Genomic DNA, 15267 nt, shown 5'->3' on the forward strand with positions numbered 1-15267 from the left:
CATCCTCCTATTCGCTGACGACCTGGCGCAGTTTGGTCCCGGTCTTAAAGCCGATCCAGCTGCCGATGCTGCTGTACAGCAATCCGTTTACCAGCATATACATGGCAAGGAACCAGTCCGCGTAATACAAACGGTAAAAGAACATCATCTGTTCAAAATTAACAAACGTGATCAGGGCATCGCCCAGCCCTAATACGAGGGCAACAAAAAACATATACTTCGTGTCCAGGTTTTCCTTTTTATAGAAGCCGCTTACCCACAGCAGGAATTCCGTCACCACGATGTATACTGAGGTGCTCAGCACGCCAATCGGTGAAAAATGCCCAAACATAATGCCGGAAAGCATAAATTTAAGTACATATAACAACGTAAGCACGCCGGGTTTACGGTACAGAACCAAAAGAGAAACGATCAGCAGGTACTGCATAATGCCGCTCAGGAGCCCGGTGACCAGACCGGAAAAAGGGCCCAGCAGGGCATGGACCAGATCACCCAAAATGGTTGAAGGCAACGCGATGCCGCCAAAAGAGATTGCAGCAAACAAAGCTACCGTTATAGCGCCTTTGGCGCCGATGGAAAACACACACTGTTTCAGGCGCAGCAAAAGCAGGAGCGTAATTAAAAAGCATACAAAAGCAAACCCCACCGCAAACAGTCCCAGGCTGTGTTTCCGTGCTATCGTCAGGGGGACCTCCTGTATCTTCTGCTGGTCACCGCCACTGACAGTGACCCGCAATGTATAATCCCCTTCCAGAATTGTAAAATAATCCACATACAAAGGCAGGATAAACGTCTGCGATTTTTTCCCATCAAGGGAAATCAGTGCTGTTGTTTCCGCGCCCTCCCCGGTTTTGCCGGCCCAGCCTTCACCTGTATCATGATTGGTTGTCCCGGCTGTAATCAGTCCTTCTACAACCTGCCCGCTGACCCGGTCCAGCAGCTGTGCCTTAAACTTCAGGACGCGGATATCCCGCTGGGGATTGCGCATATCCAGCAGCAGAAAGGTTGCCGGATGATTGAAAACCGCCGACCAGTTAGTAGCTCCGTCGCCTTTCATCCGGTTGCGAAAACTTTCAAACGTAGTATCCCGCACATAGACAACACCGTTTTCCGCCCTGTCGTCACGACGGCCATAAACATCTACGGGAAGCGTAACCGACTGGATATACCAGTTAAACTTCGCCTTGTCCGGTTTCCTGCCCTCCGGCTGCGGCTGCCCGATTGTTTCCCCTGCTGCGTCATAAGTGAAATTAATGCTTTTTCTTTCTTCCCATCCGTTCCCGGACACAGTAATCTCAATCTCTTTCGTTCCGGACACCGCGCCTTCATCCGCCTGCAGATACAACAAATCAAAATTCTGGCCGTACCAGGCCTCTGTCTGCCAGTACGCGGACGCGCCGCCTTTATAAATCTGCCAGCCTTCCTTCGGTAATGCAGAGAACCCCCCAGGCAGCTTTACAGAAACCTCTGCCTGCTGCATGCGGGGTATATCATAGCTTGTTAAGTTAACATAAAGCGGCAGCGTGCTGCGGCCGGTTACAGTACGAATCTGCTGTTTCTCCAGACTGTACGGGTATACCGCATCTAACTGCCTGCCTGCAAATCCGGCAGTTGCCTGTAACAGCAACAATAAGAAAACCAGCAGAGTAATGAGCCGTTTCATCCAAAATTCCGTCCTGTCTGTTGTTGCACACAAATCTTTTTCAGTAAATCTTTTTCCTTTTCTTTTGCCTGTGGATTTTCCCGTGTCGTTATCTCCAGCCGGCCGCTTTTCGGATTCTGTTCTACTGTAATGTCCGCTTCATAGGCGCGGCTCAGCAATTCTTCTGTAAAAACCTCATCGGGACGGCCGTCAGCCAAGAGTTTTCCTTCACCCAACAGGAAGATACGGCTGCAATAAGCGGCAGCCAGATCCAGCTCATGGATTACCATCAAAATAGTCTTGCCCATGTTGGCCAGTTCCCTGGCAAACCGGAATATTTCCTCCCGGTATACCATGTCCAGACCGGTCGTCGGTTCATCCAAAAACAGCACCGGCGTCTGCTGGGCCAGTACCTTGGCCAGCAGGATGCGCTGCTTCTGGCCGCCGGAAACTTCCGTTACCGGACGCTCTGCCAGATCCAGTGTGCCTGTATAAGACATACAGTCCCGGGCAAGCTCTTTATCTTCTTCTTTCTCGCTCTCCCACCATTTCATATAGGGATAACGTCCCGTCAGCACGATATCCAGTCCCGTGTAACCGAATCCTGTTTCCACATTCTGTTGCAGATAGGCCACGCGCCTGGCCAGTTCCTTTTCCCCATAGGAAGCAAGAGGCTGGTCGAAATACAAAATTTTACCTTCCTTAGCGGGAAGCAGCCCCCGGATCGTTTTCAATAGTGTACTCTTGCCCGCGCCGTTACGGCCAATGATACCAACCAGTTCACCTGTGTGAATATCGGCGTTGATTCCGCTGATGATGATTTTATTTTCATAACCAATCGTCAGGTTCTGAATCCGGATTACTGTTTCCTGCATCATCTTTAATCCCTGTCTTTCTCTAGATAATAAAAGAATTCTTATTGAGAAGTCGTTCTATTAAATTATTATATACTATATAGCGACAGAAAAAAAGGGATTATTTTATTTTGCTTTTTTGGCTACGGAAGGGTTTGGCATCTCTTTGATCCAGCGTTTCAGATCTTCCGGCGCGATACCAAGATTTTCCTGTGCCCAGACGGCCCATTTGACAGAACGTTTTCTTTTCTCCAGAATCTCCTCCACCGTCATGGAAGAATGCTGTGAAATAATATAAGCCATACGGATATAGTGGATAGGATAGCCTTCCATAAACTTACGGTACACCAGGTCCGCTTTGATGCCCCACCATTTTTCCGCGCATTCAGCCTTACGCAGCAGATCCCTGTCATGGAGCAGTTGCGGCGTAATGTTTAACAATAATTCAACCTTCATCCAGGGATTCTCCCGGCGCAGTTCCAACACTTCCTCCAGCGGTTTTTGCGCTACATAGGCATACATGGAGCCTTTATCCAGATCGTAATAGGAAAAACCTTTTCCTTTTAATGCCCTGGCTTTTTCTTCCGATAATCCGTACTTCTCCCACAGCAAACGGTACTGCTCTTCTTCCGGTAAACCTAACATCTTATCGTCCTCCTTATTCCGCCCGTTCTTCCAGTTCTCCTTCCAGTTCCATATACAGTTTGCGCAACGCGTCCTTTGTTTCCGGTAATGCGTTCCACATGCCCCGCTGTTCCGCTTCCAGCAGTTTTTCCGCCATCCTGTGCAGCGCCCAGGGGTTCACTTCGTTCATCCATTGCCGTATTTCCGGATCCAAAGCAAGTTTTTTGGCAAACCCTTCATACATCCAGTCTTCCAATACCCCGCTGGTGCAGTCCCAGCCATAGGCATGGGCCACCAGGTTAGCCAGATCAGACGCGCCCTTATATCCATGCTTCTTCATGCCCTGGATATATTTGGGATTCATGCTCTCACCCCGGAACACACGGCGGATTTCCTCGCCCAGACTGCGGGTCTCCGCTTTGGCCCGGTCCGCGCTGTCGCCGATGTAACATTTTGGCATCTTTCCCCGGATGCTGTGCACCGCAGCATTCATACCGCCGCAATAGGCATTAAAGTCATCCGAGTTCAGCAGATGTACCTCGTGATTGTCTGTGTTCTTAATGGTAATATCAATTGTGGCAAGACGCTTCCGGAACAGTTGGAGCGAAAAACTGCCCTGCATGTTTTTTCCGTACACATGGGCGCCCCAGCGGACATATACGTCTGCCAGGTCATGGACCGTCTCCCAGTTTTTTCCTTCAATCATATGAGCAACACCTGCCCCATAACTCCCCGGCGGGCAGCCGAAAATACGCCAGGACGCCTGTTCGTAAGCAGTTTCTTTATCCGTGCCTTCCTTTTCCAGATCCGCCGCGTCCTGCTCCACATGCTTTTTAATGAAATTCTCTTCGTATGATTCATCCAGCCCTTTTACCAGGTTCACCGCTTCTTCCATCATTTCTACCACGGAAGGCATGGTATCCCTGAACAGGCCGCTGATCCGCGCCGTCACATCAATGCGGGGACGTTTCAACTCCTTTAACGGAATGACTTCTAAATCTTTGACACGCAGGCTCCCCCGCTGCCACACGGGCCGCACCCCCATCAGGTAAAAGAACTCCGCAATATCCTGCCCGTTGCTGCGCATATTGGAATCCGACCAGATGACCATCCCGATGCTTTCCGGATAATGGCCTTCCTCTTTGATAAAACGGTTCACCGCCTGATCGGCCAGCAGTTTTCCGATCTCCCAGGCTACCGGCGTTGGAATGTTATAAGGATCGACGCCGTAAAAATTACGCCCGGTGGGCAGGATGTCTGCCCGGCCGGAAGTAGGCGCGCCTCCCGGTCCCGGTTCAATGAACTCTCCGTCCAGCGCCCGCAGCGTATTCGTGATCTCCTGTTTCGTCTTTGCCAGATTGGGCGCCAGTTCCTCCGTGATAAACGTAACAACCGTTTTCAGCTTTTCAGTATTCTCTGCATCTAAATGCAAATTTTGAACCAGTTCTGAAACCAGCAGGGAATTCCCCGCTTCTGCAGTCAGTCCCTGCTCCGTCAGGTATGTAACGATTTCCGTACAGATTTCCCACACCCGGTCAAGCAGCCGGGCACAGGTCTGACCGTCCGCCAGTATTTCGCCGCTTTTTTCTTCCAATTTATAATAATCCTGTCCAAAAGCTGAACAGATTATTTTTGGCAGTGAAGGAATCTCTCCGTTTTCCACGCGGGTCAGCACCAGCAGGAACTCTTTCAGATCATCACCCGCCGGTGGGCAGCCCAAAACATGAAGCCCTGTCCGGATCTGCATATGCTTTAGTTTTTCCACGTAGGTGTGCACTTTCAATATGTAATCATCTGCAGGCAAATCTTCCCGGGGAAGTTCTTCTTCCAGATGCATGACCGCAATCTTTTCCAGCACTTTTTCCTGCACAACCGTTTCACTGCCGGGCTGCTGTACTTTTAACTGGGCATATTCGTCCAGCAGTTTTTCCAGTTCTGCCAGGTCTTCGTAAACTTCCGCCTGTCCCGTGGGCGGGTTCAGGTGACCGATAAGGCAGGCGGAGCCCCGCCGTTTTGCCTGGATCCCTTCCCCGACGATCGTAACGTAATATGGATAAATGTCGGGCAGGTCCCCTAACGCCACATCCGGATAGCACTTGCCGGAAAGTCCCGCGTTTTTACCCGGCAGCCATTCCAAAGAGCCGTGGGTCCCCACATGGATGACCGCATCCGCTTTCCAGGTATCCCGCAGCCATTTGTAATACGCCAGATAATGGTGCGGCGGCGGGCAGGCAGGGTCATGGATAATCTTCCCCGGGTCTTCGCCAAACCCTCTGGGCGGCTGCATACCGATATAAATATTGCCGTTGGAAATGCCGGGAATCAACAGGGTCTCGTTATAATAAAACACCGTGCCCGGGGCTTCACCCCAGGAAACCGTCATCTCTTTTTGTACAACGGGATCCTGTTTGATAAACCACTTCTTATACTCTTCATCAGAGACACTTCCCGCTGCTTTTTCTATCTGGTTTTCCGTCAGGAAACACCTGTCATTGGTAAAACCAGCCGTAATTCTTTCCATCAGCTCTTTGCCGTTTTCCGGCAAAGAATCCATCTTGTATCCCGCTTCCTGCATGGCACGCAACAGCAACACAACGCTGGCGGGGGAATCCAGTCCCTGGGCGCTGCCAATGCTGTCGTTAGTGGGAGGATAATTATGGAAGATGACAGCGACCCGCTTATCCTCATTATTTAAATAAGAAAGAACCGCCCATTTTTTCACCTTGCGGGCAAAGGCTTCGATGCGTTCCCGCAACGGCGCGTACCAGGCAATACCGTCCCTGTCATAATCTTTATACGAAACAGTACCTCCATGGATGACGCCGTCAACCTCCGGTTGGATCACATTGCAGGACAGTTCCACCGGGATCATGCCCGTATAGGATTCCCACCATGATTCGTAATCCCGCAGCAGGTTGTAAGCCTGCAGTACCGGAACATTTAAATCTTTCAAAAAGTTTTTATCATTCTGGCTGCTAAGGGTCAGGCTGATCTTAAAGGTGTTGACGACTGCGGAGACAATACATTTCCCGTCTTTATAAAAGTACTTTTTAACAGCGCGTGAAAGCCCCGGCGCATTTTCCGCTATGTTGTCGCACCACAGACAATAGACCGGAAGTGTACGGAGTCCCTGTGCTTCCAGCGCCCTTATCAGTTCCTTTAAATAGGCAACCTCCTGCCAGATCCAGTTCTCCCTGGCAAACAAGATGCCCACGAGGGGACGGAAATCCAAACTTGCGGGCTCTTCCCTGACACTTGTAATTAAATCATGGACGGCAGAAGTTCTTTTCGCAGTTTTGTCCTCTGAAGATGCCCGTTTATCAATTTCATTTTGGAAACTTTTACCTGCTGCCGAAGAAAAATCCGCTGTTCCCATCCAGGGGAATGCAGCGGGCGGCAGATAGGAAACCTTCTCACCGGCATACTCCGTGCACAGATACAGCCAAAGGTTCCGATAATTATCCGTCCCGCTATTGAAAATGTACTGGCTGACCTGGATCAGCGCCGCAGCATCCACTTCGTGCGCAGCTTCTACCTCCGGCTGGGTGGAAGAACCCATGATAAACCGTTTTTGTTTTTCTTGCAAAAAATGTTTACACGCATTACTGAATTCTGTAGGATACACCGCACCCTGCCAGAGGAAAAAGACAATGGAAGAACGCAACAGCGTCTTCTCTGTTAATTCCGTGTAACCGGTTTCGCTGTTAAAAAACAAACTCACACACTCAGAACAAATCTTTTTTTCTTCATTTAAATAGTGCGCCGCCTGGTTCAAGCGCTGGCACTGGCGTTCTACATTGGTAAAAATAACTATGGTCTTTTTCATACAGCAGCCTCATACAAAAAAGCAGTTACGGTTTTAATATAATCGTTCTTACAAATGTTGTATTGAATTATAAGATATATACCTGTTGTATGGTCAAACGGAAACAGAAAAAAGCGGCGTTAGTGTACGCCGCTTAAAAAACATTCAAAGAACTACAAAATACTAAAACTGTGCACATAAAGAATAGTGGTGACAAAATCAAGAACGCTATTGGAAATTATCAGAATTTATAAGTATAACTCAGTAGGAAGTTGGTCCCCGTTGTGAAGTATGCACCATTACTGCTCATTGTATTAGAAATATTATCCCGTCTGTCAAGCACGTTGTCAATAATCAGATTAATCTCATGATTCTTGGTCGGCGCATAACCAGCTGTTAGTGAAGTCAGGAAATAAGGTTTTGTTCTGTAGGAATCACTTGTAGATGGGCTCATCCAACGTCCTCCTACATAACTTCCGGTGAATGAAGTTCTGAATTTGCCAATATGGTAATGGATTCCACCCGTAATCTGATATCTGCCAAACTTTTTCTGCCAGCCGATTTTTTTGTTATCAGGAGATTCTTTTTTATATTGGGGATTATGAATCGTAAAAGCTAAATTCCAATCCAAATGCTTCGACGCTTTTGCTTCAACACCCATTTCAAAGCCGGTATTTTTAAAATCTTCATTTGTATATTTATAATCAATTACGGTACCATCAACACCTTTTACGGTATCAGCACTAATATTATCTTTTACTTTCATATGAAATAAAGTAGCTTTCCATGTATATTTACCATTTACTGCCTTATATCCTAATTCATAATGCGTTCCTTTTGCTGGTTTTAAATCAGGGTTTGGAGACCCCCCTAAAAGGCCTACCGGATACATTTCACCAAAACTTGGCATAATAAAAGATTGCGCTGCTTTGGCAAATAAGCTTTTGTTTTCATCGAACTTATGCAAATATTGGAAAGAACCACTGAAATTATGATAATTCTGACCATTGAACGCACCGCCAGTCCAAGTTCCGCGACCGCCTAAAATAATACTGTCTTTCTTGCTAAATTTTTGATCCAATTGTACAAAAGCTGAATATATGTTACGGCTTTTTTCGCCTTCTCCTGCTTCACCCTTGGCCAATACATCATCATATTTTTGATGTCTATAGTCTGTACCTACCGTTAATAGGGATTTCTCACCAAATTTAAAGTCTTTTTGCAGATCAATTCCAAATTCTTTAGCTTTCTTTTGTGTTCTTCCTACAGGGCCTAAAACAACAGACGATGTCTTATAATTATCATATCCCCCATAACTGATATTATTTTGATTATACCAAATGTGACCTTTAAAATAATCGTCAGTATAATTCAATTGAATCAAATCTTCTTTAGTGTAGGTATTTCTCAAATTACGCATATCCTGTTTGTCTGCCCAGTCGCTTCGATAATCAACATAGCTTTCAAAATGGTTATAACCTATAGTTAGTTTATCTGTAATATTGTAGCCAACGTCTAAACTCCTTTTATCATTTTTTATGAGGTTATAATCATAGGTTCCTGAATGATTGCCTGATTTTTTGTTTACTTTGTGTTCTACAACCGGTCTCGCCGAAATGCTCAGATCTTCAATCCGTCCCCAACGTTTAAAATCATAATTTACATGAAACTTATCATTTCCTACACCGACAGAAGCCTTACGCTGACCATAATTACCGGCGCCAACCGTCACATAATTACTCCCTTTTTTCTTGGTTATAATATTGACTACCCCGCCCATGGCTTCGGAACCATACTGAATAGACCCGCCGCCTTTGATGATTTCAATTCGTTCAATAGACTCTGTAGGAATAGCATCAAAAACAAATTTGTTGTTTAAGTTAATCGGATTACCATTAACCATAATCAAGGTTCCCTTACCAAAACCGCGGATATTAATATCCGATGTCATGGTGGTCATGGGAGCGCCTCCGGGGAAATAGTTGTTGACATCAATTCCATTTACAGCCCGTAAAGCATCAAAGGCATTAGTAGCACCAGAGTTGACAATTTGTTGGTGAGTTAAAACTTCAGTACTTGCAGGAACATCTACATCTCTTTTTTCCGTACGGGTTGCGGTAATTACCATGGGGTTCAATTCAAAAGAACTCAACGCTTCATCCACTTCATCTTTTTCCGCCGCATATGCGCTTGCCCCACCGAATAGCGCCGGAACAATCGTACCGCAAATCAGTGCGGTCATCAGCATGCCTTTAGACATTTTTGTTTTCATAAGAAAACTCCTTTCAAAAAAATAATAGAAATACAATTTATTGAAAGCGCTTCCCGCAGCCAGTCTTTCATGGTCCCGCAGTACTGCACCTGCAACCAAAATATACGAATCGTGGGTGAAACCTTATAAAAGATACCCCGATAATTTACTGACAGATAAACCTCAGGAGCTAAATCAGTTTATCTGCTTTTGTTAATCACGGAACGCTGAATGTGAGAGAGGCAAAGTAGTTTTCCTGATTCACTTTCTCTTTCATCGCATCAGAAGCAGGTAATTCCAGTTTGGTTTTCACTACCCACACTCCCCAGTGGTCGATACGCAGCTTTGCGATTCCCTTTTCGTCTGTCGATACCGTACAGGATGCCGCGTCGTCGTTTGAATAGCCTTCATACATGGCATATACTTTCTTATGCTGCACCGGTTTGCCGTTAAACAACACTTTAAGAAGCATTTCGCCGCCCCGGTTGTTGGTAATCGCATAAGGATTGGTAAGGGGGATAATCTCAAGTTTGTGGCCGAAGGCATGGGACAGGTTATCCGCGTTTCCGGTTCCGGATAAAACCAAAGATTTGGCGAACTGCTGCGAATAAGTACTGCTCACAACATCCTTACGTCCTTCTTTAGTCCCTTTAACCAAAACCACCTTTCCGTTTTCTCTATAAGATGTGTTATACGCATCCCTCCGGGTAACAGCAATCACATACAGCCCTTCTTCTTTAAGGGAAAGTTGTTTAGCCGCAAAACCGGTTGTTTCCAAAGTAACATTTTCAGTTTTCGAGGAAGGCGACAATACAGTAATACTGGTGAAATCTTCCGCTTTCACAAAGCTGTCTACCGGGAAGTGATGCCCCCAGCCCATATAGATTTTTGTTTTTGCGCCGGAGTGAACAGAAAAATCCGGTGTGTAGTCTGTGCAATTGATCCACAGTGTATGTGCGCTTGCCGTTGCAGATAACGCTACACTAAAAAGCATAGACAACAGACAACTCTTTTGGGGAACAAAAAACTTCATTAAAATAACCTCACAATACGGTCAATAACGGAGATATCAAAAGAATTTTTTAATAATAATTAGTATTATTAAAAATAATCTATTTCATAATAACATGTTTTTTCCATAATGTAAACCAAAAATTTACTATAAATATGAAATAGCTAAAAATGAATATCGTACCTTATAACAATATAGTCCTAAATAATTATATTGTCATAAATTTAGCAATTACGTTATTTCCTCTAATCCATTTACAAAGCACACTTCGATAAATATCGTCTTTTCAACATACCGTTTCTCATTCCCTGTCCAAAATCCGGGTGTAAAAACACCCGGATTTTTTTCGCGAAGCCGCATGGTTACTGAAGTTATGCCCTACGTACTCATTAATATATAATAGACAGGCGGTTTGCATCAGTAAGCATAACCGCCAGACTGACAATTCAAACTGCCTGAGAGTGGGGTCATGGGGTTTTGCGTGAAAATCCGGGTCCTTGTTTTTGCCCCTTTTATGCTGTATAATACGGTTCTGTCGGGAGAATACCTTTCTCACGTGGTTCTCCCGCTATTTCTGTGCAGGAAAAGAGGTTCTGACTATTAATACCAAACATTATGACAAAAACCAAAAACTCACCTTTCGCATTGTCGATTCCCCTATGGGCATCGGGAAAAGTTCCTCCTTACTGGACTATCTCCGGTTTGGAGCGTTCTATTTTAAAGATGAGTCTTATATTGAATCTTTGCGGCGTACCGGTTTATTTAACGATCTGCAGAAAGCCAGGTTTATCATCTTTGTATCAACCATCAGGGAACGGGACGAACGTTTCCTGCAGGAACTGAACGCGAAATGTCCGGGAGAGCCTCCTTACAACAAAAATATTTTGGATTTGATCCGCAGCGGCGAAAATATTGTCACAACGCAGTCTTTGTTTGGATTCTTCAATGATGAGACCATCGAGGCTTTCCGCAAAAGCGATTGTGTCTACCACGCTTTTTTTGATGAGATTCCTTCCCTATTCCGGGGAGTAATTGGCGGCGCGCAAAGACCGGATACTTTCGACGGCATCACCCGCTTTGGCACGGCCGATGTGCTGCTGATGCAGCAGGAACATATGATTGTGCAGAAAAACGGCATAGTGGAATTCAATCCGGATTGCGATTATAACCGCAAAAGCAAGGAGTATAAGGTTTTTGATGCGGTGAAAAATCTGAGCCGCAGCTGTACTTTGTACCCTTCCGGCGACAGAGATGGCCGGTTCACTTCCATTGTGGCCTTCGCAAAGCGGGAACTGTTTGCCTGCTTTAAGTTTTGCTGGTTCTTCTCTTACCTGACCCGTGGCAGTATGCTCCACAAATATTGTCTGCTGAATGACATTAACATGGAGTACTGTCACATTAAAAGCAGGCTTATGATGAGGAATCCTGATGGAGAATATACAGAGATATATCCGGAGGGAATGGAACGCCTTGTAATTCTGGACGACAAACTCTTTAATATGGAAAGCAGTTTATCCAAAGAATGGTATAAGCGGCTGCGTACCGATAAGACCGGCCGCGGTCTGAAAACGCTGAAGACACGTTTCCAGAACGCCTACGCGTTTATGCGGGCCCATGGTGTGCGCGGCAACACGTTTATGTTTACTACGTTTAACGCATACAAAGATATGCTGCAGAGTGACGGCAAACACTATCCCACCCTGAAACGGTTTCTCCCCTGCAACACAAAAGCCACCAACGATTACAGTAACTGTACCGGCGTAGCTTATCTGTGCAATCGCTTTTTTGATGTGAACTGCACTAACTTTCTGTCGCAGCGGGCCAAAGAGCAAAACATCCCGGAGCTGGAGTTTGATAATGACAATTATGCGTTGTCCGAACTGCTGCAGTTTATCTGGCGCTCCAATGTGCGTGTAAAGGATTCGGACAAGCCCGTGTACGTGTGGGTGCCGGATAAACGAATGCGAAGGCTGCTTCAGGATTTCCGGCAAAGGGCGCTGGAATCTAAAGGAAAGAGTTTGTAAAAGATATAAAACGCAAAGAAAAAGCGGCGCAGGTATGCGCCGCTTAAAAAGCAACTCTACGTTTAATTACGTTCTTATAATTTGCTGTGGTTATAACCAATCTTTTATTTAAAAAGTATGGGTATAAGTCAGTCTCCAATTGAACGGTAATTCCAGGTTGCCATAAGGATTAGAATAATTCTTACGATCAAAAATGTTATTCAACGTTAAAGACAACGTATCATTTTTGGTAAATTTATAGTTAGTATGCCATGTTAAACGAGATTTTACAGGTATTTGAATTGGCTCAGGATACCACGGATTATTGGAAACCTGGTAACTTTCTCTATCCCCTAAATATTTATAAGAAAGAGTGCTCGTTAACTTTTCATTTCTGTATGTTAGATTAACTGCAGCATCAATACGTCCTGTACCATGCTGTTTAAAACGGGTCCACTCGCCAGGAACAATAATGTCTTGCTGTTTAGCCGTTGCACTATTTTCTTTTACTTGAGGATTACTATAACCTAAAGCAGCGGAAAAATCCCAATGCTTATTAATCTTTTTCGTATATTCTACTTCAACACCCGTATTCCTAAATTTACCCGCATTGTATGGATGTATAGCGTCTGGATCCTTTGAATCCCATCCTCTTGGTGTCCAGCCTATTTTATTGTCAAAATCCATATGATATACAGACAATTTCAAACTGCTATCATTCCCTATTAATTTCTTGATTCCAGTCTCGTAGGTCCATCCTTTTTCTGGCTCCAGTGATCCAACAGCGTCTTTACCAAAATAGGCATCAACTGCAGGCATTTGGAAAGAACGACCAACATTAATGAACCAAGAAGTAGAATCATTAAATTTATAAAGTGTTTGAATTTGCGGGTTTAATACATTCTGATTCTCTTGCGGATCATCGATGTGTTCACCTCTTAAACCCAAAGTGGTACTAAATTTGTCACTAAAATTATGAGTATATGACAAATATATTGCGTTGTTTGAACGGTGACCAATCTTAGAATTATCAGTCAGGCTTTTATATTTTTCTCTTTTAAACGTATAACCAGTAATTAAGTTGTTCTTTCCAAAATCAAATTTTTTCTGAACATCAAAAATCAAACCGTACATATCCGCATTAGAGCTTACTTCTTTTTGGCCTACATAGTCCCAACCGTCATACTTTAAGTAGTTGTAGCCTAACGTTGCTTTAATTCCGTTTCTTTTTCCTTCATAATGTAACCCAGTAGTAATTTGTTTATCTTTATATTTATAATGATAATCTTTTTCACTGCTTGCTTTAGGATGGTATTTATGACCACCGCGAGTGACCTCACTATCAGTGAACATAAAATTTGCACTTAACTCATCAGTGATATTAGCCGCAATAGCTGCTCTGTTTCGTGTACCTTTACCAACCCACCAGTCGGTGTCAGATCCAGTTGGATAATCGTTGCTATGCTTAAATTTATTTGCATATTCACGTTGGAAGCCTACGATAAACTTTGAATCCGAATATGTTAACCCATAATCTTTGTAATAATTACCAACTGTTCCTCTAATTTTAAATTGTGATTTCCCTTCAGGGCGTTTAGTAATTACATTAACGACACCGCCAAGCGCTTCAGCCCCATATAACGTACCAGCCGCTCCTTTAACAATTTCAATCTGCTTGACCATATCAATAGGGACTGAATTCACAACATTATAATTTTTCAAATTCATGGGAATGCCATCAACCAATACCAACGTACCACGATCAAACCCTCGAATTATTGTTCGGCCAGAACTAAAGCCGAAATTTTGACCTGCATCACCGTAACCGGTACTAGTTACACCTACTTGACTCTCAATTGCATCAAATACGTTTTTATAGCCAGCTTCCCGAATCTTCTGTTCCGTTACGACGGTAACAGTCGCAGGCGTATCCAGATCCTTGGTTTCCGTTCTCTGAGAAGTTACCACCATGGGGTCCAGAGTGAAAGCACTTAACGCATCCTTTTCTGCTTCTTTTTCCGCCGCATAGGCACTGGTTCCGCCAAACAATACCGGAACGATCGTGCCGCAAATCAGAGCAGCCATTAACATACCTTTTCGACTTTGTTTCATTTTTTTACACTCCCTTAATAAATATATATTTATTGTATGCGTTTCCTGCAGCCAGTCTTTCATGGTCCTGCAGTACTTTGCAGTGCAAACCGAAAAATGGTTTTCGTAAACCCCTTACAACTTTGCAAACATTTTGTTTCTATTTTTTCAGCAACAGACTGAACCCATAATCTTATTACTTACTTAACAGCGACGCTTTCTGTGCCCCCGCTTCCGGCGCATTCATTTCCGTTACAAACTGCTGACAGATTTCATACATGGCTTCCGCAAAAGATTTTTCCGGAACCGGCACGAAGCCGGTTTTATTTTTTTTGGTCTCAATAATGCGGTTCTTATTGGTGAACACACGCATCTCCGTCACCGTATAGGTTTTCTCCGCCATGTTGTACTGCATATCCAGCAGACAGTACTGCAGTTTTTCCTTGCCTTTCAGCTTGGACGCATACTGCTCCTGCAGTTTTTTCAGTATTTTTTTATCGGTAAACAGTGTTTTTACGGTCGCACCCACCAGATTGGTATCCACAGCACCGTTTTTATCGGAAACATACCCCAGGGTACTCATGTCGTAAGCATATAAACCTAAATCATTTTCCAGAATCAGCGACCAGCGGGCGGCTTCCTTTTCTTCTTCGCTCATGGGCGGTTTAGTGCTGATGCTCCAGTCCATGGGATTTTCCGGCACTTCTTCCACCTGCCTGCGGGCAGCCAGAACGGAAGTCTGCAGTGTCAGTAAAAGGGATACCAGTAATAACAATGCAATCTTCTTCAAAGCTTTCCTCCAAATTTTAAAATGAAATATAATTCAGCAAAGAATTTAAATGATAATATTTCTTATTAAATTCCATTACATATTAAACTACAAAATTGTCAGCTTGTCAAATATATTTCACATTTCCACAAACCGTCTCTATATTTTTCAAAAACTCAATTATAGCAATTAAAATCATAAGATTTAAAATAAATA

At 44.5% G+C, this 15267-nt stretch carries 9 protein-coding genes; 1 reads left to right on the forward strand and 8 read right to left on the reverse strand.

Annotated elements, in window-relative coordinates; translation table 11 throughout:
- Nucleotides 1-7: 7 nt before the first annotated feature.
- From BM159_RS01705 to BM159_RS01730, 6 genes are all read right to left on the reverse strand, one after another.
- On the reverse strand, nucleotides 8-1663 hold the full coding sequence (locus BM159_RS01705) for a hypothetical protein (protein WP_093912520.1): 1656 nt from the start codon (nucleotides 1661-1663) through the stop codon (nucleotides 8-10).
- Nucleotides 1660-2520 (reverse strand): ABC transporter ATP-binding protein, encoded by an 861-nt coding sequence (locus tag BM159_RS01710; protein WP_245763608.1) that lies wholly within the window; start codon nucleotides 2518-2520, stop codon nucleotides 1660-1662. Before BM159_RS01710 ends, BM159_RS01705 begins: the two co-directional genes overlap by 4 nt.
- A 102-nt stretch (nucleotides 2521-2622) precedes the next feature.
- Nucleotides 2623-3141 (reverse strand): hypothetical protein, encoded by a 519-nt coding sequence (locus BM159_RS01715; RefSeq protein WP_093912521.1) that lies wholly within the window; start codon nucleotides 3139-3141, stop codon nucleotides 2623-2625.
- 13 nt (nucleotides 3142-3154) lie between these two features.
- Nucleotides 3155-6946 carry a cobaltochelatase subunit CobN gene (gene cobN / locus BM159_RS01720; RefSeq protein WP_093912522.1) on the reverse strand — a complete coding sequence of 1264 codons (3792 nt, stop codon included), beginning with the start codon at nucleotides 6944-6946 and terminating at the stop codon, nucleotides 3155-3157.
- A gap of 220 nt (nucleotides 6947-7166) precedes the next feature.
- Nucleotides 7167-9197 (reverse strand): TonB-dependent receptor plug domain-containing protein, encoded by a 2031-nt coding sequence (locus BM159_RS01725; RefSeq protein ID WP_093912523.1) that lies wholly within the window; start codon nucleotides 9195-9197, stop codon nucleotides 7167-7169.
- Between the two features lie 196 nt (nucleotides 9198-9393).
- Nucleotides 9394-10170, reverse strand: coding sequence for a DUF4198 domain-containing protein (locus tag BM159_RS01730; RefSeq protein WP_177205845.1), 777 nt, complete (start codon nucleotides 10168-10170; stop codon nucleotides 9394-9396).
- Nucleotides 10171-10847: 677 nt separating this feature from the next.
- Between BM159_RS01730 and BM159_RS01735 the strand changes: the two genes are divergently transcribed.
- Nucleotides 10848-12212, forward strand: coding sequence for a hypothetical protein (locus BM159_RS01735; RefSeq protein ID WP_093912525.1), 1365 nt, complete (start codon nucleotides 10848-10850; stop codon nucleotides 12210-12212).
- Between the two features lie 108 nt (nucleotides 12213-12320).
- Here the strand turns inward: BM159_RS01735 and BM159_RS01740 are convergent, their stop codons facing one another.
- Nucleotides 12321-14366 carry a TonB-dependent receptor plug domain-containing protein gene (locus BM159_RS01740; RefSeq protein WP_218149470.1) on the reverse strand — a complete coding sequence of 682 codons (2046 nt, stop codon included), beginning with the start codon at nucleotides 14364-14366 and terminating at the stop codon, nucleotides 12321-12323.
- 112 nt (nucleotides 14367-14478) lie between these two features.
- On the reverse strand, nucleotides 14479-15072 hold the full coding sequence (locus BM159_RS01745; RefSeq protein ID WP_093912526.1) for a hypothetical protein: 594 nt from the start codon (nucleotides 15070-15072) through the stop codon (nucleotides 14479-14481).
- Between the last annotated feature and the right edge of the window lie 195 nt (nucleotides 15073-15267).

Origin of the sequence: Succiniclasticum ruminis DSM 9236, from assembly GCF_900112895.1 — a bacterium.
GTDB classification, from domain to species: Bacteria; Bacillota; Negativicutes; order Acidaminococcales; family Acidaminococcaceae; genus Succiniclasticum; species Succiniclasticum ruminis.